This window comes from Pedobacter sp. KBW06 (assembly GCF_003852525.1).
In the GTDB taxonomy this organism is placed as follows: domain Bacteria; phylum Bacteroidota; class Bacteroidia; order Sphingobacteriales; family Sphingobacteriaceae; genus Pedobacter.
Window position 1 is genome coordinate 1,099,209 of the sequence record NZ_QAJL01000003.1, and the last position, 16,851, is coordinate 1,116,059.

At 41.3% G+C, this 16,851-nt stretch carries 18 protein-coding genes; 9 read left to right on the forward strand and 9 right to left on the reverse strand.

The genetic code is table 11. The annotated features are described in order from the left end of the window. Window positions 1–210: 210 nt before the first annotated feature. The 3 genes from DBR43_RS19385 to DBR43_RS19395 all read left to right on the forward strand — a co-directional run bounded on the left by DBR43_RS19385 (window position 211) and on the right by DBR43_RS19395 (window position 2,624). Window positions 211–885 carry a hypothetical protein gene (locus DBR43_RS19385; protein ID WP_124583791.1) on the forward strand — a complete coding sequence of 225 codons (675 nt, stop codon included), beginning with the start codon at window positions 211–213 and terminating at the stop codon, window positions 883–885. Between the two features lie 168 nt (window positions 886–1,053). Further along, window positions 1,054–1,632 (forward strand): LemA family protein, encoded by a 579-nt coding sequence (locus tag DBR43_RS19390; RefSeq protein ID WP_233603047.1) that lies wholly within the window; start codon window positions 1,054–1,056, stop codon window positions 1,630–1,632. Then, complete coding sequence (locus DBR43_RS19395; protein ID WP_124583793.1) at window positions 1,632–2,624, forward strand: DUF3137 domain-containing protein; 993 nt, start codon at window positions 1,632–1,634, stop codon at window positions 2,622–2,624. The genes DBR43_RS19390 and DBR43_RS19395 overlap by 1 nt, the downstream gene beginning before the upstream one ends. 93 nt (window positions 2,625–2,717) lie before the next feature. Here DBR43_RS19395 and DBR43_RS19400 read toward each other — a convergent pair whose 3' ends face one another. The 4 genes from DBR43_RS19400 to DBR43_RS19415 all read right to left on the reverse strand — a co-directional run bounded on the left by DBR43_RS19400 (window position 2,718) and on the right by DBR43_RS19415 (window position 5,606). Next, window positions 2,718–3,554 (reverse strand): alpha/beta hydrolase, encoded by an 837-nt coding sequence (locus tag DBR43_RS19400; RefSeq protein WP_124583795.1) that lies wholly within the window; start codon window positions 3,552–3,554, stop codon window positions 2,718–2,720. An 11-nt stretch (window positions 3,555–3,565) separates the two neighbouring features. Beyond that, window positions 3,566–4,603, reverse strand: coding sequence for an LLM class flavin-dependent oxidoreductase (locus DBR43_RS19405; protein WP_124583797.1), 1,038 nt, complete (start codon window positions 4,601–4,603; stop codon window positions 3,566–3,568). 53 nt (window positions 4,604–4,656) lie between these two features. Then, window positions 4,657–4,959, reverse strand: a complete 303-nt coding sequence (locus DBR43_RS19410; RefSeq protein ID WP_124583799.1) for a hypothetical protein — start codon at window positions 4,957–4,959, stop codon at window positions 4,657–4,659. Between the two features lie 71 nt (window positions 4,960–5,030). After that, entirely contained in the window at window positions 5,031–5,606 is a 576-nt protein-coding gene (locus DBR43_RS19415; protein ID WP_124583801.1) for a TetR/AcrR family transcriptional regulator, read from the reverse strand. A 355-nt stretch (window positions 5,607–5,961) separates the two neighbouring features. Between DBR43_RS19415 and DBR43_RS19420 the strand changes: the two genes are divergently transcribed. Next, the gene (locus tag DBR43_RS19420) at window positions 5,962–6,366 is read left to right on the forward strand and encodes a MauE/DoxX family redox-associated membrane protein (protein WP_158622550.1); all 405 of its coding nucleotides are present in this window, start codon (window positions 5,962–5,964) and stop codon (window positions 6,364–6,366) included. Here DBR43_RS19420 and DBR43_RS19425 read toward each other — a convergent pair. Beyond that, complete coding sequence (locus DBR43_RS19425) at window positions 6,363–6,542, reverse strand: helix-turn-helix domain-containing protein (RefSeq protein WP_199757090.1); 180 nt, start codon at window positions 6,540–6,542, stop codon at window positions 6,363–6,365. The genes DBR43_RS19420 and DBR43_RS19425 overlap by 4 nt on opposite strands. Window positions 6,543–7,233: 691 nt before the next feature. On the opposite strand from DBR43_RS19425, the gene DBR43_RS19430 reads away from it, so the two are divergent. The 3 genes from DBR43_RS19430 to DBR43_RS19440 are packed head-to-tail and all read left to right on the forward strand — an operon-like array spanning window position 7,234 to window position 10,350. Further along, entirely contained in the window at window positions 7,234–8,358 is a 1,125-nt protein-coding gene (locus DBR43_RS19430; protein ID WP_199757091.1) for a sensor histidine kinase, read from the forward strand. 9 nt (window positions 8,359–8,367) lie between these two features. Continuing rightward, window positions 8,368–8,808 carry a response regulator gene (locus DBR43_RS19435; protein WP_124583808.1) on the forward strand — a complete coding sequence of 147 codons (441 nt, stop codon included), beginning with the start codon at window positions 8,368–8,370 and terminating at the stop codon, window positions 8,806–8,808. A 15-nt stretch (window positions 8,809–8,823) separates the two neighbouring features. Further along, window positions 8,824–10,350, forward strand: a complete 1,527-nt coding sequence (locus DBR43_RS19440; protein ID WP_124583810.1) for an ATP-binding protein — start codon at window positions 8,824–8,826, stop codon at window positions 10,348–10,350. A gap of 47 nt (window positions 10,351–10,397) precedes the next feature. Here DBR43_RS19440 and DBR43_RS19445 read toward each other — a convergent pair whose 3' ends face one another. From DBR43_RS19445 to DBR43_RS19460, 4 genes are all read right to left on the reverse strand, one after another. After that, entirely contained in the window at window positions 10,398–10,925 is a 528-nt protein-coding gene (locus tag DBR43_RS19445; RefSeq protein WP_124583812.1) for a hypothetical protein, read from the reverse strand. A 39-nt stretch (window positions 10,926–10,964) separates the two neighbouring features. Continuing rightward, complete coding sequence (locus DBR43_RS19450; RefSeq protein ID WP_124583813.1) at window positions 10,965–11,288, reverse strand: DUF4870 domain-containing protein; 324 nt, start codon at window positions 11,286–11,288, stop codon at window positions 10,965–10,967. 275 nt (window positions 11,289–11,563) lie between these two features. Next, the gene (locus DBR43_RS19455) at window positions 11,564–12,187 is read right to left on the reverse strand and encodes a GNAT family N-acetyltransferase (RefSeq protein ID WP_124583815.1); all 624 of its coding nucleotides are present in this window, start codon (window positions 12,185–12,187) and stop codon (window positions 11,564–11,566) included. Window positions 12,188–12,199: 12 nt separating this feature from the next. Continuing rightward, window positions 12,200–14,635 (reverse strand): TonB-dependent receptor domain-containing protein, encoded by a 2,436-nt coding sequence (locus DBR43_RS19460; RefSeq protein ID WP_124583817.1) that lies wholly within the window; start codon window positions 14,633–14,635, stop codon window positions 12,200–12,202. A gap of 306 nt (window positions 14,636–14,941) precedes the next feature. Between DBR43_RS19460 and DBR43_RS19465 the strand changes: the two genes are divergently transcribed. Both DBR43_RS19465 and DBR43_RS19470 read left to right on the forward strand, forming a co-directional pair. Beyond that, a complete protein-coding gene (locus DBR43_RS19465) occupies window positions 14,942–16,051 on the forward strand; it encodes a sensor histidine kinase (RefSeq protein WP_124583819.1) in 1,110 nt (369 codons plus the stop codon). Next, window positions 16,026–16,784, forward strand: coding sequence for a LytR/AlgR family response regulator transcription factor (locus tag DBR43_RS19470; RefSeq protein ID WP_124583821.1), 759 nt, complete (start codon window positions 16,026–16,028; stop codon window positions 16,782–16,784). Before DBR43_RS19465 ends, DBR43_RS19470 begins: the two co-directional genes overlap by 26 nt. Window positions 16,785–16,851: the final 67 nt, after the last annotated feature.

Sequence of the window (16,851 nt, forward strand, 5' to 3'; positions counted from 1 at the left end):
ATGGCAATTGAGTATTTCAGCAAAAATGTAAACTTATATTCATTTCAGCGATTAAAAGCTCAATTAATTTAAGCTCTCTTCTCAAATACGGCGAGGATCAGCTCATTTCACATATCAATATACCTAGATATATAGATGTATTTAAATAAATAAAATGCCATGATATGGAAATTCTGAATTTTATGCATCTCCATTTTAAATCATAAAATTATGGAAGAGCGTATCAATGGTGCCAGTCTGAGTTTCAAATGTGAAGAGAAATGGGAAGAAATGAAAGCCGAGGGTGATGGCCGGTTCTGCAGTGTATGTCAAAAAAAGGTCTACGATTTAACCGATAAAAAAACGGCCTACTTTATTCAGCTCATGCAGGAAAACAACAACAATGTTTGCGGCAGGTTTACCAGCGATCAGCTTGTCCCCGCAGCCCCCACTCCCCAACCGGTTTGGAAAAGATGGGCAATTGCGGCTATGGTTTTTATTGGTTTTGGCGCTGCCGGACAAAAAGCAAATGCCCAAGAGGAACTGATGGGGAAAGTGGTTAAGAAAGTAGCCGAGCCTGACCAGGAGAAATTTGCTGTTTTGGGATTCGTGGCGCCCAGGCTGGTCGAAGATGCGGAATTAGTTTCCTTACATGAATACCTAGTTCTGAATTGTAAAGTCCCTGAATCTATCAATGGCAGGTTAATTGCATCATTTAGGGTAAGCAAGGATGGTAGCTTAAATCATATCGGACTTACCGAGCAACTGCCCAAAGCGGTTCGCGACGAAGTACTGAGGGCGATCAAGGCATCGCCTAAATGGAAAAAGCAAAGTCATGCCTCCGGTCAGACCTTACAACTTACCTTCAAAAGAGGACAGATCGTGCCTCACCGCAATAAAGATTAGTTTGCCCCTGCCCTTTCCGCTTCAGTTTGGATTCCGCAGAGTCGTCGAAGTGTTAGGCCTTCCATGGTAAGCAAGCTATAACTAAAAAATAAGTTTCACAACTAAAATTTAGGTAATCCATTTAAGAATAAATTCAATATTTTAGTTGCCGAATTAAAACCTCTCAATTTGAAACATACTTTTCTTATTACCGCACTCTGCTGTTTCGCTGCCTTCTGTTTTGTTATGGCCCTTGTTAATTCCTACAACGGCCTGATTAAAAAGTTTAACCAGGTGAAAAACGCCTTTTCTACGATTGATGTGATGTTGAAAAAGCGTTACGACCTAATTCCAAACCTGATTGAACTGGTGAAACAATACAGCAGCCATGAAGAAAAAGTACTTACAGATATCGCTTCCTTACGCGCTACCGGCATGTCTGCAACGCTGAGCAATGAAGAAAAGATGATGGTCAACCGTCAGCTCGACTCGGCGGTGAGGGGTATGATGGTCAATATGGAAGCCTATCCTGAGCTTAAAGCAAATGAAAGCTTTTTGAGGTTACAGTCGACCTGGACGGAAAGTGAAGAACAGATTGCTGCAGCAAGAAGAAATTACAACAACACGGTTACCGTTTACAATAACGGGATCATGATGTTTCCCTCAAACATTTTTGCAAGCATACTGAACTATAAGCCTATTTTTGTGTTGGAGAATACCCAGGAAGAAAGAAAAAACATCAGTGCTAAAGCTATATTTAACAGTTAATGGCCCTGAACCTCAACGATAATCCTGAACTACAGGCCATATCGCAAAACCTAGACATTAAAAACAATTTATCAGTACAGGCGACTTTGCAGGAAATGGAAGTCGAGCGTAAACGGCTTGTTAACGAGGTGGGAAAGTCTGGTCTTTTTATTTTTCTGAGTTTATTATTACTGGTAGTAGGTCTTCTTAAGTTTTCTTTACCCATGTGGATTTACATTTTACCTGTTACCGGCTTTATCTATGGCTGTGTGCAGTCTGGAAAAACAAGTCCGAAGCTGTTGCAGTTCAAAAACGCTTATAAGGAAAACGTGATGATGCCAATGTTAAAAACCATTGATCAAAGCCTTGTCCTCCAACCAAATTCGGGAATAAGCCGTTCGGATTTCATCAACTCCCTGCTATTCAACAAATATCCTCACCTTTTTCATAGTGAGGATTATGTCTGGGGAAAAATAGACAAAACGGCCTTTTACTTTTCCGAAGTGAATGCAACGTATGTAAAAAAATCCGACAAGCGGGATTTGAAATTCTCTATTTTTAAGGGGATTATTTTCCGTGCAGATTTCAATAAAAATTTTGAGGGCATTACCATTTTGAGAGCGAACATCCTTACTGCCCTTCAGCATTCCCATTATGAAGGGGGAGCCCAGTTTGAGGTACCTACAGCAAAGATTGAAATGGAAAATATAACCTTTAATGATCGGTTCGTACTGAAATCGACCAATGAGGTCGAAGCCCGCTACCTGCTGAGCCCTGTGATGATGGAGAAGTTAATAGAGCTCGACAAAAAATCCAAGTACAGGATCACCGTGACTTTTGTCAGAAATAGCATTTACATTGCTTTCCCACGATATGAGCAATTCTTTGAGCCCCAAATCAACAAAAGTTTGCTTGACTCCAAAACCTTCGAGAGGGACCTTTCTATTGTCAGGTTTATGTGTCAGATCATAAAGGAACTGGGATTAAATACCAGAATTTGGGGGAAAGATTAAAAAGCTGCTTCCTTTTGTTTACCGCCCCCGGAAAGCGGCTAACTTTTGGGGCAGTGCACTGACTGGAAACAGCTTTTGATATGAATCAAGATTTTAACAATAGTTTCTGATCCATCTGAAGATCAGCTCTTTTGCCTCTTCAGTGTATTCAAATTTCTTTCCGAACATGTTGAATCCTTTGATTCCCCAGGCATGGTCCCCCTGAGGAAACACATATAATGCTGCAGGAATATCCTGTTTTTTCAGGGCTTCATAGTAGCGAGTACTATTAACCGGAGATACAATGGTGTCATCATCGCTGACTAAAATTAAGGTGGCCGGAGTATTGGAACGGACCTGCTTTTCGCAAGAGTATTTTTCTATTGATGATGATGATGGCGCTGCGCCCAGCAAATTCTGATAAGTATCCTTTTGAGTATGCAAGCCCATTGAAATTACAGGATAAAATAAAATGGAAAAATCAGGGCGTGTACTGATCCCCTCTTCCAAGAATAATGTAGCCGACAATGCTGCCAGGTGACCTCCGGCAGAAAAACCGGCCACACCGATCTTGTTTTCATTTAGTTTTAGTTCTTTGACATTCTTCCGGGTATACCGGATGGCTTCCTGAACATCATCCAGGGGAATTTCTTTGTTTCCATTTGGCATTCTGTACTTTAATACGATCCCTGTGATGCCGATAGTATTGAGCCATTCTGCAAAATCGTAGCCCTGTGTAGTGATGGCCAATCCCGCATAAGCCCCTCCAGGGCATATGATTACCGCAACACCTGTATTCACCTTATCGTCCGGGCTATAGATGATCAGCTCTGTTTCGATAACATTGGTCAGTTCCAGGATTGCTTCGGGATTTAGGATTTCATCGCCGGATAATCCGTTAGTGGCAGGAGGATTTCCATTCCACAGGTTTAGTCTTTTTATGTTTTTCATTTTTGTATCTATTATTTATTTAAGGCTTCCCGGACCTTTGGCGCTATTTTAGTTCCATATATTTCAATTGCTTTCATCAAATGGTGATGGTCAGGTGCACCTACATCCAGATGTGCTGAAAAGCGGGTAATTCCATATAGCTCCTGTGCGTACAGGATTTTATCAATCGCAGCTTCTGCGTCTCCAACAAATAAGGCACCTGCTTTGGACCTGCCGAAGTCATACTGCTCCCGTTGAAAAGGGAACCAACCCCTGGTCCTTCCGATCCTGTCCATCTGTGCTGCATACAAGGGGTAGTAGTAATCGGCGGTTACTTTTGCGTCCTGGCCAAATAGACCATGTGAGAACATCCCCACCTGGAACTTCGACATGTTATGCCCAAACTCCTTATAGGTCTCTTTATACAGGTCGTAAAGCGGCTTAAAACGTTCCAAGGGTGTTCCTGCTACGATGGCAAAAACCAGTGGTAATCCTAAACGGCCTGCACGTACCACAGATTCCGGTGTTCCCCCCGCAGCAATCCATACGGTAAGTTTATTGTTTACCGCTCTGGGCAATACCTGCTGATCTTTTAAAGAAGCACGAAAACGACCTTGCCAATTGATGGTTTCTTCCTGATTGATCTCTAGCAATAAATTCAGTTTCTCTTCAAACAGTGCACCGTAATCCTGCAAGTTATAACCAAACAGCGGGAAGGATTCGGTGAAACTCCCCCTACCTGCCATCAATTCGGCCCTGCCGCCGGAAAGCAAATCTACCATCGCGAAGTTCTGGTAAAGTTTAACCGGATCTGAGGAACTTAATACAGTTACGGAGCTGCTTAGTTTGATTCTTTTGGTGATGACCGCGGCCGCAGCCAGGATAATTTCCGGACTTGGCACAGCATATTCCGGCCGATGGTGCTCCCCTATTCCTAAAAGATCGATGCCGACTTCGTCGGCAAGCTTAATCTCTTCCATGAGTTCTTTAAGACGCTGTTGTGCAGGTTCTATTTTTCCGGTTGCCGGATCGACGTGTAGATCGCCAAACATACTGATTCCTAATTCCATATATATGTGTTGTTGTAATTCTAGAACAATCGTTCTGTTATTGATCAAAAAAATTATCTTTTTACCTTTTCTTTCCAGATGTCGAGATAATCGTAAGTGCTGTAAGCCTCACTATCAAAGGCTCCCCATGCGCTTTTTTCTATGGAAAGGTTGACTTCTCTAAGTTGAGAAGGCAGGAACTTCAATGTCACCATGTGTCCTAAACCAATCAGGACTTTCCAACTGAGTACTTCTACATTTTTAGGTGGAAAAATCTCCCAGAACTGGTTGTTGACCAGCGTTTCATTTATCGAATCCAGGTTTCTATGCTGCTGATGTTTTAAGAGGTAAGTAAGGATCATTTTATCTGTTTCCATGTTTGCTATTATTAATAGAACAATCGTTCCATTATTGAGTAAAAAATTTTGTTCTTCTAATTTCCCGGACGCTATTTTAAGCTGTCCAGGATATTTTTCGCCATTTGTTCTACCATTGTACGATCGTTATATAAGGCTTGCATTTGCCATAAGCCGGCAAAACTTCCTACGATAAACTGTGCCGATTGCCTGGCGTTTTTTTCTGCCGATATTTCTTTGGCTTGCTGTGCTTTTCCGATCAGATCTCCAAAAATGGAAATCAGGGCATTGCTGAGTTGCTTGAGTATCTCTTTCACATCGTTATCAAGCGGAGCCATTTCAAAAGAAGATTTAACAATCATACAAACCTTTTCTTCTTCGAAAGATCGCTGAATTGCTTTTTTTACGATCAGTTCAATGGCTTTGAATGGCGATTTCTCTCCTGTTGCAGCCTGCTTATATTCAGCATAAGTTTCCTTGGCATAATTTTGCAAGCTTTCTATGAAGAGCTGATGCTTGTCTCCATAAGTATCGTACATACTTCCCCTATTCACTTGCATCTGGCTCACGAGGTCCTGCATGGAAGTGGCGTGATAGCCCTTTTCCCAAAATAAATCACGGGCCTTTTCCAGCTTTTCTGTAGGATCAAATTCTTTATTACGTGCCATAATGGAAACAAAAGTATATATTTAGAACGAATGTTCCAATTAGGTTTTTTATTGTTGATGAATTGAGGTTTGATTTTACATTTCGTTTACAGAAATTCTGGAGAAACTGTTTTTGGGGACATTTGACCCTAGAACCTGAGGCTGAAGCAACCGAACTTAGTACTAAGATATTGGATGATATTCTTTAACTGAGGGGAGCCCCGGGATAACAATTTATCAGACATGACACAGGCTAGATTTTGTGCCATTATTTGGCCGCTTTGTTATTCCGGGAGTAACCCAGTTTTGAACGAGTGTAATTCATTCAGTTCTGAAATGGTAAAAGATGAATTTTTAAAGCCTTTGACAAATGGGGATGTCTGTTTTAATATATACGATTATTGCACTATTCATTGCGTTATGGATATACGCAGCAGTGCCAAAATTACGTAACATAAAGTATTTCAAGGAGGTTTTGAAAAGTCAGGCCATTCCTAAATGGAGTGTTCCCTGGTTGAGCTGGATGTTGCCGGTTGTGGAATTAGGAACGGTGGTTTTATTGATTATTCCGGAGACGAGATTGAGAGGAATGTATATTTCGTTGCTCATGATGACTGTTTTTACAGTGTATGTGAGTGGAATTATCTATCAGGTTTATGATATATATCCATGTCCGTGTGGAGGGGTATTTAGCAGAATAGGGTGGAAAAAACATTTTAAGGTGAATTTGTTGCTAACGCTGATTGCAGCGGTTGGGGTGGTATTGATGGAGATGAACTAAAGATCCAGGCTTCTATACTCGCTGAGTAAACTATCCATTGGTACTTCCAGAATTTCTATGATTTCATAAAATCTTCTCACAGTAAGCTCAGTCTCCCCACGTTCCAATTTTGAATAGGCGTTTTGGGAAATATTAAGCCGGAAAGCCATATATTCCTGACTGTAACCCTTAATCATTCTCTGAACTCTTATTTTGGCGGCAATTGGCATGGCATTTTATCTATAATTAACAGAGATTATAACGATATCAAATACAAATAGTTACAAAAAAGTAAGTTTAATACAAAAATGTATTTTTTTATGACAATTATACTAAATAATGAAGTAGTAAAAAAACGGTTTGAACATTCCTTCAATACTACTTTAGTATTTAAAACAGCCGTATAAACACGAAGGTATCACACTGTAATCCAGCACAATTAAGAACCTGATTCTTATGGAAATTTTAGAAGTTTTCATTGATTGAGCGTTTTTTTGTAAAAAAATTATTTCAATGTTGTCCGGAACATAAAACTTTAATGTCTTTATAGAAAACAAAAACCTCAAATTGCTATAAAGGCATGACCACAAGTTAAGCAATTAACAAAGAAGTAATTACAAAAAAAATATTTTTATAGCAGGGCTTTATCGTTCTAAATCCATTTATGTCCCCTGATATCTGCTTCCATCTAGCGGAAAGGACGTGACGGCACCAGACAAGACACACCCCTCCCCGGACATGGCGGTATCAGTTTGCCGGATGCAGGTGATTGACGAAATATTTTAAATTCATATTACAGTGCTTTCGCCATATAATGTGTTAGCTTTAGAAGCTATCCCACTACGTTCATTTCCTACATTTTAAAATACGGGCCCTTTAGCCAAGAACATGAAAAAAAACGATTCTGATGAATTAATCATTGCTAACAGGGAGATCGCCTTTCAAAATGAAGAGAAAGAGGACCGCGCAGCGGAGTTGGCTATTGCCAATAAAGAGCTGATTTTTCAGAACGCAGAAAAAGAAAACCGTGCTGCAGAGCTCGTTATCGCCAACAAAGAGCTTGCTTTTCAAAATGAAGAAAAAGAAAAGCGGGCTGCAGAACTTGTTATTGCCAATAAAGAGCTGATTTTCCAGAACGAAGAAAAAGAAAACCGGGCTGCAGAACTCGTCATTGCCAATAAAGAACTTGCTTTTCAAAATAAAGAAAAGGAAAAAAGAGCTGAAGAGTTAATCAAAGCAAACAAAGAACTAAAAAATGCAGAGGATGATATCCGCAAACTAAATGACGAATTAGAACAAAAAGTCATTCAACGCACTGCTCAACTCGAGTCCGTAAATAAAGAACTGGAATCATTTTCCTATTCCGTATCTCATGACTTACGCGCGCCAATCAGGGCAATTAACGGATATACGAGAATTCTGACAGAAGATTATGCGGAGAATTTAGATCCCGAGGGGCTAAAGATCCTCCATTCCATCATTCGAAATTCAAAAAAGATGGGTGAACTAATTGATGATTTACTGGCCTTTTCTAAACTGGGTAGAAAGCAAGTCAGCTTTTCGGAAATAGAAATGCCTTATCTGGTAAACACAGTTCGGGAAGAACTGTTATTCGAAGATCAGGAAAACATCCCTGAATTTGAGATCGGCGAACTTCCAAATGCCAAAGGAGACAAATCTCTTATTAAACAGGTATGGATTAATCTGATTTCCAATGCCGTTAAATATTCAAAGTATAAAGTAAAAACGAAAATCGAAATCGGTGCCTACAAAAAAGACCAGTTCATTGTATTTTATGTAAAAGATGCAGGAGCAGGATTTGATATGCAATACTATGATAAACTTTTCGGAGTTTTTCAAAGATTACATTCTCAGGAAGAATTTGAGGGTACAGGAATTGGTTTAGCCATTGTGCAAAAAATAGTGCAGCGGCACAATGGAACCGTTTGGGCAGAATCCGTGGTAAACGAAGGGTCCTGCTTTTATTTCAGCCTGCCAGCTATAAACTATTAAATCAAAAAAATGAGTTACCATAACGTTGAAATTTTATTTGTTGAAGACAGCCAGGACGATGCTGCACTCACCATCCGTGCACTTAAAAAAAGTGGCTTCACCAACAAACTACATCATGTTATTGATGGCGCAGAAGCACTGGACTTTATTTATTGTAAAGGCGCATATGCTGATCGCAGTCATAAGGAATTCCCCAAACTGATCCTGCTGGATTTAAAAATGCCAAAGGTATCCGGTCTGCAGGTATTAGAAAAAATAAAATCAGACCCAGTTTTTAAATCGATCCCGGTGGTGATGCTCACTTCTTCTAATGAAGGTCCGGACATAGAAAAATGCTTCGAACTTGGGGCGAACAGTTATATCGTGAAACCGGTTGACAGTGATAATTTTTTCAATGCTGTAAAAGAGATCGGGTTATATTGGATAATATTAAGTCAGCAGCCACACTAACATAAGGAATAAATAATGACACCAGGTCTTAAAATACTTATTCTCGAAGACAATGAAAGCGATGCTGATCTGCTGGTTCGTGAATTAAAAAAATCAGAATTGAGTTTTACAACTCAAATTGTACAAACGCGTAATGCATTCGAGAAAGCCCTGGAAAGTTTTGATCCGGATCTGATCTTATCAGATTACTCCCTTCCCTCTTTTGATGCGGGTACTGCTTTTCAGATCAAACAGGATAAATATGCGCATACGCCATTTATTATTGTTTCCGGAACTATCGGGGAAGAAAATGCGGTAGAACTGATCAAAGCAGGTGTAACCGATTATGTCTCTAAAAACAAGCTATTTACACTCTCTACAAAAATCAACAGGGCCTTAAATGATGCCAAGGCCAGGAAGGAAAAAATAATAACGGACCAAAAGTTAAAGGTCATTAATCAGGAGCTTTTGGAGCTGAACCAGGAGTTGGAAGTGCGGGTGATTAACCGCACAAAGGCATTGGCAGAGAGTGAAGACCGGTTCCGCAGCATGATGGAAACCATTCCCCAGATTGCCTGGACCAATAACACAAAAGCGGAGGTTGTTTTTTACAACCAGCGCTGGTATGACTATACCGGACTGGACAGGGAGCAAACCAAATTACTGGGATTTAAAGCGGTCGTTCATGAGGACGACCTCCAAATGGGGATTGATCAGTTCAGTTCGATCCTAAGCAGCCATGAGGGCGGTGAATTTCAAATCCGTGTAAAACGGGCAGATGAGCTTTACAGGTGGCACCTGATCCGGCTAATGCCGATCATGGATCTGCAGAACCAGATTCAGCTTTGGGCCGGTACTGCTACTGATATACAGGAACTCCGTCTGCTGCAACAGTACAAAGACGATTTCATCATTGTAGCCAGTCACGAGCTCAAGACACCAATCACCTCTTTAAAAGCATCGTTACAGCTTCTGGACAGAATAAAAGGTGATCCAACCTCAGCCATGTTGCCCAAGCTCATTGTACAGGCTAATAAGAGCCTGGGTAAAGTGAACGCGCTGATTGAAGACCTCCTAAATGCGAGCAAGGCAAGTCAGGGGCAACTTCATATCAATCCCCAAAGTTTTACTTTATCTGAACTCATTCTCGAGCGCTCCAATGATTTAAATACAGAAGGTGCATATACCATTGTCACAGAAGGAGACCTGCAAACGGAAGTATATGCAGACATCATCCGGGTGGAACAGATTCTCATTAACTTTATTAATAATGCCATAAAGTATGCGCCGGAATCAAAAGAAATACGGATTCGTATTGAGAAGGTAAATGACATGGTCAAAGTCTCCGTTATTGACAGAGGACCGGGCATTCCTCCCGAAAAGTTGCGTTACATTTTTGACCGGTATTATCGCGCCGAAAGTAACGACAGCAGTTATAAAGGTTTAGGCCTTGGACTCTACATCTGTGCTGAAATCATTAAAAAACACAATGGACAGATCGGTGTGGAAAGCGAGTTAAACAAGGGCAGTATTTTTTGGTTTACCTTACCTGTTCTGCTATAAGGTCTGGCAAAACGGCTTAATCCTGGGTTTCTAAGATTTGATGTCAATTAAAAAGGCATCTCCTTCACTTCTATATGGTTATTTTTGGCATAGGTTTTAGCGATGGTCCAGAGCTTATTGTACTTTTCAGAAAAACGGTCAAAACTTTTTTCGTCCAATGCCTTAATTGCCTCATCAATGGATTCGGCAGCTGCGTTCTCGTCAATCATCCGGGCTATTTCCAGGTGATCCGTTTTGTAACTTTCCAGCACATAGGTGTAAAGGTCTATGGACGCATCAATCATCGGTTTGGCCTCTGTATTGGGGTAAAGCCCCTTTACTTTCTCCAAATTACGCTCTGCAAATGCGATGGAATAGTTTTTCAGGTATTTTTCGCAGGTATTGAAGTCGCCCGATCCAACACCACCTTTAATGTATTTCTGATAGGTATAGAAATAGCTTCCGCCAAACCTGGAGAGCATATTGGTATTCAGGGCCGTTTTGTCAAAATATTCTTCGGGACTATGTATCAGATTGCAACTGCTGTTGATGCACAACAGCAGTAACAACGTGATTTTCATAAGATGATATTTCATTTGATGTCTTTTATGATCTATGGATGCTCTGATCAGCCTTTATCCGATGAAGGCAAATTTGTTCTCAAACATCTTACCAACAAGTGGCGTAGGCTTTTCCGCTCCGTTTGCCGCGTTGATGATGCCCATAATCCAAAGCACTAAAATAACCAAACCTGCAATTCCTAAAAAAGAAAGCGCAGGTACAATCGTGGCAACAATGGTCAGGATGACATTGAAAATAATGCTGACGATGGCCAGGCCCAGTGCTTGCCGGAGGTGATATTTAAGCAGGGAATCTGCTTTTTCTTTGCCATTAAAATAAGCGATCAGCCAACCGATCAGGGTAATGTAGGAGACGATGGATAGGGTTTTGTTGTTCATGTCTGTATGGAAAAATTGTTCAGCAGCAAAGGTGCAAACCCGGCCATCCATTCTCCAAGCCAGGCCCTGCTACAAAACAGCTACACCCTCCCCTGCAGGCGTATACAATACGTCTACGCAATCATGCTCAGCAACAATACATCGCCATACAAATCTATTTCATTACCGCAGGTGTTTGCAGGCATCTAAACCTCATCAGGCTTAGATTGGGTATTTTAGACGCAACAATATCAAGACCGAATGCCGGCCGCATCAGAACGAAGGGCTTAATTGTGCTAAACAAACCGATGGTAATCACAAGCCGGAAAATATCGATCCAGGATTTTGATCATCCTGTTTACCCTGGAAATTCCAAGCCGGGAGGCCGTGCTGCTATCCAGGGTTTCCGATTTCAGTTCATAAAAGCCCATCTTCCGATAGGCTCTTATTGCAGGGGCATTATCGTAGGAAACATCAAGCTGTAAATTCGTTGTTCCTTTTTCAAATGCCACCTTCTCCAATTCCTGAAGTAATAAGCGGATGTATCCTTTTCCCCTGTAATCGGCCTTTATGGTTATGGCATCAATGTATAAATGAGTAACCGGAAATGAATTTGGAAAATACAATCCCAGTTGAAACATTTTATACCACCCTTTGATCAGCCCATACTGTCTGATCATCGCCCTGATATTCATAGAGAACATACTTTTTTGCCCGTAACTGAAACCTGCGATCCCAATTAATTCATTCGTGTCTGATACGATTGAAAGTACCTGTTCTTTATTGATTAAATAAGGTACGACTTTTTGCATCACCTCTTTTGGTCCTAAAAAATAACGGAACTTGCTTTCAAAAGCCTCGGCAAACAATTCGCCGGCAGCTTTCCTGAATTCGGGTCGCAGTTGTCTATAAATCTTCATACAAAATGATCCTTACTGTTTTCCCGGTTTCATCAGCCTTTTACCTTTATCGGCAGGGAGGCGGTCCTCATCTGATGGCTGCTCAGCCGGACTTTCGGCTTTCCGTTTTTTACCAAAGTTCCAGCTGAGGCTGAATTTGACCTGCCTGGAGTCTGTTCTGGAATCAAGATTAAAAGTCTGCGTATGGTCTGACAATACAGCCGCTTTAAAGATTCCGGTGTAAAAGACATCAGCTACCGCCAGTCCGAGGGTCAGCTTATCGTTTAACATTTTCTTATTGATCCCTGTAATGATTTCAGAAACGGGTTTATACCTGAAATTGCCATATAATCCAGCGCTCTGGTACCAACCACTAAGCTCCAGGTTAAAACCTGCCGGAAGTTTAAAGGAATTGTAGGAATAGAAACCATAGGTATTTGCGCTTTCCTTAAATGCTTTGGTCTCCAGGTTTGCGTTAAACTGGGAAGTATAAAAATAAATGCTCTGGTAATTCTCCCACCAGTCTACCCCCGGTATCGGGAAAGACAAAGATGCTTCCCATTGTTGCTGATGCCCCGTATTGATGGTTGTATAGGCTGATTTTGCACCAGGACTACTTAGAAAAGTAGAGAAAATAGGGTTTTTAGTACTGCTATAGCCCAGGGTAAGGTCTATAAAGCTAAAAAATTGCTGATTCAGTTCAATATTATTGGAGAATTGAGGTTTCAGTTTCGGATTTCCCTGCTGGGTAGTGTACAAGTCCAGGTAACGGACAGCAGGGTTCAGCTGATCATAGTCCGGCCGTTCAATCCTGCGGCTGTAACTGACAGACAAGGTATATTTATCATTCAGTTTATATCCGATCAGCGCATTGGGAAAGAGGGAAAAATAATTTTGGCAAACCAGACTGGGATCTGTTCCGGCCTCCCCCCTGACACGCGTATATTCGCCGCGCAAACCCGCATTAAAAGTCCAGGGCTCCAGCTTCAGTTCCATAGTCGCATAAGCAGCCTGAATCGCTTCTTTGTACCGGAAATTATTGTTGCGTAAAGCATCATTTTGCCATACCCCATCTTTTCTGTTTTCACTAAACTGACTGTTGTTGAGGTTTGTTTGTGCGCTCTTAATTCCTGCTTCAAACTTCCCCAATTGTTGATCACCCTTTTTAAGTTCCTGCAAGTAATCAATTTTGATAGTCTTTCTGTCTATTTTTGAAGGATAAATATTCCGGTAACGCAGCTCGGACAAATCCGGCCTGCGACCTAAGGTTTTAAAGATGGTGTAATCTTCGGATCCCCGGGAGTTTAAATTATTGAACTGCAGGGAAGCATTCAGGCTTTTCAATTCCGTGAATTTATGCCTAAACTTTAATCCATAATCCCAGTTACGTGTCGTATTGCGCAGCTCGTTGCGCTGATCGAGCAGTGAATCCTGCACTGTTCCTGCACCAAAACGGGAAATCGTACGGCCATCAGTAGGGCTATTGATGTCATTAAAAGACAGGTTGAACCGCAATGAATTTTTCTCATCAAAATGATGGTCTAAACCAAGTTTGAGCAAGTGTCCCTTTGACTTCTGAGGGTTGAGCTGGAGTTGACTCATATAAAAGGGCTGAGGGATATTTTGACTGCGGAACATGCTGTCACGGTTCCTGCTATGGTCAAAATCATAAGCATAAAGCAGGTTTAAATTCCATTTCTCGGTGCCATAGGTCATGTTCAGGCTCTGGTTGGTCCTATAATAGCGGCCCTTGCTGACATTAGAGCTGATGGTTCCGTTAAAGCCTTTTTTCACTTTCTTTTTGAAAATAATATTAATTACACCGGCTGTTCCCGCCGCATCCATACTTGATGGTGGATTGTTCATGACTTCTATAGACTGAAGTGTGGTTCCAGGCGTACCTTTAAGCAGCGCTTTGAGTTGTGAACTGCCCATTTCTGCAGGTTCTCCATCGATCATCACAGTGACGCCCGATTTCCCTTTAATCCGGATCTCCCCATCTTTATTGATGTTTACCCCCGGAAGGCTTTTTAACAGTTCAAAGGCAGACTGGCTTTGCGCCAGGTTGCTTTGTTCTACATTCATCGTTGTCTTACCTGTTGACACAGAAATGGCCTGCTTTTTTCCATTGATCGTCACCTCCTGCAATTGCCGGGTTTCTGCCAATAGCTTAAAAAGCTGGACTTCCACTGCGCCCTTTCCTACTGTTATTGACCTTGCTTCATTTTTATAGGTCACAAAAGCCGCTTCGATTCGGTAATTTCCTGCTTTTACCTGCTTCAAACTAAAATCTCCCTGTGCATCGGCAATGGCATAGGCGCTAATTTTAGCCTCCGAAATCAGCTTTAATGTAACTGTTGCACCAGGTAAAGGCATGTTCCGTTCGTCGGTAACTTTGCCTGTAATTTCCTGCTGGGCAGAGACCTTTAACGCTCCTAGCAGGAAGAAAATAAAACAAAAATAACGCATATGTCCTGTACTTTTTATCAATTGTTAATGGGACAAAAGTAAATTGACAGGCGATGGCCATTCCTGATAAACTGCGCCAACCTGCCAAAATGATACGTCAATTGTAATTTCGCTTCACTCAATTGATTTTTTAACTGAAGCCTCGATAATCCTTGAAAAGGCGCAATTTTAGACTGCTAAACCGCAGATTCAAACGTCATTTAGGTCAGTTCAGTCAGTTCTCTTTCTGCATGGCGCAGGATGTTTTTAAATTTGCCCCGGATTCCATTAAAGAATGGTTTCCAGCATTTATTAAAATTATTGTAAATGACTTCAAATCATATTAATTCTATCTTCAGTTCTACACTATCCAGGATCATCCTTGTATTTGCGGTTACCGTGATTCTGATATTTTCCATCATGATCATCAATCCCATCGATGAGGAAGATTACGCTGCGATATTGGAACTGAGCTGGGAATCTTTTTTCGACCTCGTCTGGTTTATGATCCTTGGCTGGGCCATTACTGAGACAGGCAGATTTGTTTCCTATTATCTCGACAAGCGGCTTCCATGGGAGCAGTTTTCTGTCAAACGTCTTTTTCTACAACTTTTTGTTCAGTGTTTCATCGTCATAGCAGTGATGACTTTGCTCCTGCTCCTGATGGACTTTCTGTTGGCATCTGAGGAAGATGGGATTGAAAGCGATTTGGTCGGTTACCGGCAACTGCTCTATATCAGCACATTGCTGTCACTCATCATCACTGCTGTTCATACCGGCAGTCGTTTACTGCTCAACTGGAAGAATTCAATTATAGAAGCTTCAGAGCTCAAACAGACCAGTTTACAATCGCAATTGCACTCGCTGAAATTACAGCTGGACCCACATTTCATGTTTAACAATTTCAGTACGCTGTCCAGTCTCATTTCAGAAAATCAGGCCGGCGCGCAGCAATTTCTCGATTGTCTTTCCGAAGTACACCGTTATATGCTTTATAACCTGGACCGGAACATCATTACCCTAAAAGAAGAGCTGGACTTTATTGGTTCTTATATTTATCTCATTAAAATCAGGTTTTCAGAAAACCTGAAAATTGAGCTGAGCGATGTAGAAGACCTGCTCAGCAAGGGGATTCCACCGACAACCTTACAGCTATTGATCGAAAATGCTGTAAAACACAATATTGCTTCTCGCAGTCATCCCCTGCGCATTCGAATTTTCCCGGAAGGTGATTGCCTGGTCGTCGCCAACAACATACAAAAAATACCATCCACCATAGGTTCTTCAAAGATTGGTTTGAAAAACATCATTAACCGTTATAAACTATTGTCCACAAGACTTCCTGAAATCATTCAGACAGCATCTGACTTTGTGGTTAAAATTCCTTTACTCCCTTTAAACGTTTCGCAAGATGAAAGTACTAATTATAGAAGATGAGTTACACAATGCCAAAAGACTAAGGGCCATACTAGAAGACATTGATCCAAAAATTGAGGTTCTGGCAATGCTGGAGGGGGTAACTGAAAGCATCAGCTGGTTGAAAGATCAGCAGCATCCGGACTTGATTTTTACCGATGTCCGTTTGACGGATGGACTTTGTTTTGATATTTTTTCCCAGGTAAAGCTCAAATGTCCTGTCATTTTTACTTCGGCCTTTGATGAATATGCCTTGCGGGCATTTAAGGTGAATAGTGTTGATTACCTTCTCAAGCCCATAAAAAAAGAAGAGCTCATGAAGAGTCTTCATAAATTTAAAACCAATAGCCACCCATCTTACCTCGGTCAGATGCTCGACGATGTGGCCGCCATTTTAAAACAGCAGCAAAAAAACTACCGGACCAGGTTTCTTATTCCAGTCAGGGATTCATTTTATACCGTAATGATCAAAGAGGTTGCCTATTTCTATACCGAATACAGGACCACCAGGGCTGTTATGCCCGACAATCAGCACCATATCCTTCCCTTTACCATGGAGGAACTGGAAGAAGAATTAGATCCGGACGTATTTTTCAGGGTCAGTCGTCAATACCTGATCAACAATAAAAGCATTACGCGCATCAATAATTATTTCAATGGAAAGCTGCATATCGTGTTGAGTCCGGAGCCCGCTGAAAAGATCATCATGAGCCGGGACAAATCCAGAACTTTTAAACAGTGGCTGGATCGGTAACAACATAGCAAAAATGCGATTGAAAGCTACGAACAGGTTCTGAAACTGGATGCTAAAAATGAACATG

Coding starts and splice junctions, on each gene's coding strand:
- DBR43_RS19385 (WP_124583791.1), top strand. CDS start 211: ATGGAAGAGCGTATCAATGGTGCCAGTCTGAGTTTCAAATGTGAAGAG.
- DBR43_RS19395 (WP_124583793.1), top strand. CDS start 1,632: ATGGCCCTGAACCTCAACGATAATCCTGAACTACAGGCCATATCGCAA.
- DBR43_RS19400 (WP_124583795.1), bottom strand. CDS start 3,554: ATGAAAAACATAAAAAGACTAAACCTGTGGAATGGAAATCCTCCTGCC.
- DBR43_RS19405 (WP_124583797.1), bottom strand. CDS start 4,603: ATGGAATTAGGAATCAGTATGTTTGGCGATCTACACGTCGATCCGGCA.
- DBR43_RS19410 (WP_124583799.1), bottom strand. CDS start 4,959: ATGGAAACAGATAAAATGATCCTTACTTACCTCTTAAAACATCAGCAG.
- DBR43_RS19415 (WP_124583801.1), bottom strand. CDS start 5,606: ATGGCACGTAATAAAGAATTTGATCCTACAGAAAAGCTGGAAAAGGCC.
- DBR43_RS19420 (WP_158622550.1), top strand. CDS start 5,962: ATGTCTGTTTTAATATATACGATTATTGCACTATTCATTGCGTTATGG.
- DBR43_RS19425 (WP_199757090.1), bottom strand. CDS start 6,542: ATGATTAAGGGTTACAGTCAGGAATATATGGCTTTCCGGCTTAATATT.
- DBR43_RS19430 (WP_199757091.1), top strand. CDS start 7,234: ATGAAAAAAAACGATTCTGATGAATTAATCATTGCTAACAGGGAGATC.
- DBR43_RS19435 (WP_124583808.1), top strand. CDS start 8,368: ATGAGTTACCATAACGTTGAAATTTTATTTGTTGAAGACAGCCAGGAC.
- DBR43_RS19440 (WP_124583810.1), top strand. CDS start 8,824: ATGACACCAGGTCTTAAAATACTTATTCTCGAAGACAATGAAAGCGAT.
- DBR43_RS19445 (WP_124583812.1), bottom strand. CDS start 10,925: ATGAAATATCATCTTATGAAAATCACGTTGTTACTGCTGTTGTGCATC.
- DBR43_RS19450 (WP_124583813.1), bottom strand. CDS start 11,288: ATGAACAACAAAACCCTATCCATCGTCTCCTACATTACCCTGATCGGT.
- DBR43_RS19455 (WP_124583815.1), bottom strand. CDS start 12,187: ATGAAGATTTATAGACAACTGCGACCCGAATTCAGGAAAGCTGCCGGC.
- DBR43_RS19460 (WP_124583817.1), bottom strand. CDS start 14,635: ATGCGTTATTTTTGTTTTATTTTCTTCCTGCTAGGAGCGTTAAAGGTC.
- DBR43_RS19465 (WP_124583819.1), top strand. CDS start 14,942: ATGACTTCAAATCATATTAATTCTATCTTCAGTTCTACACTATCCAGG.
- DBR43_RS19470 (WP_124583821.1), top strand. CDS start 16,026: ATGAAAGTACTAATTATAGAAGATGAGTTACACAATGCCAAAAGACTA.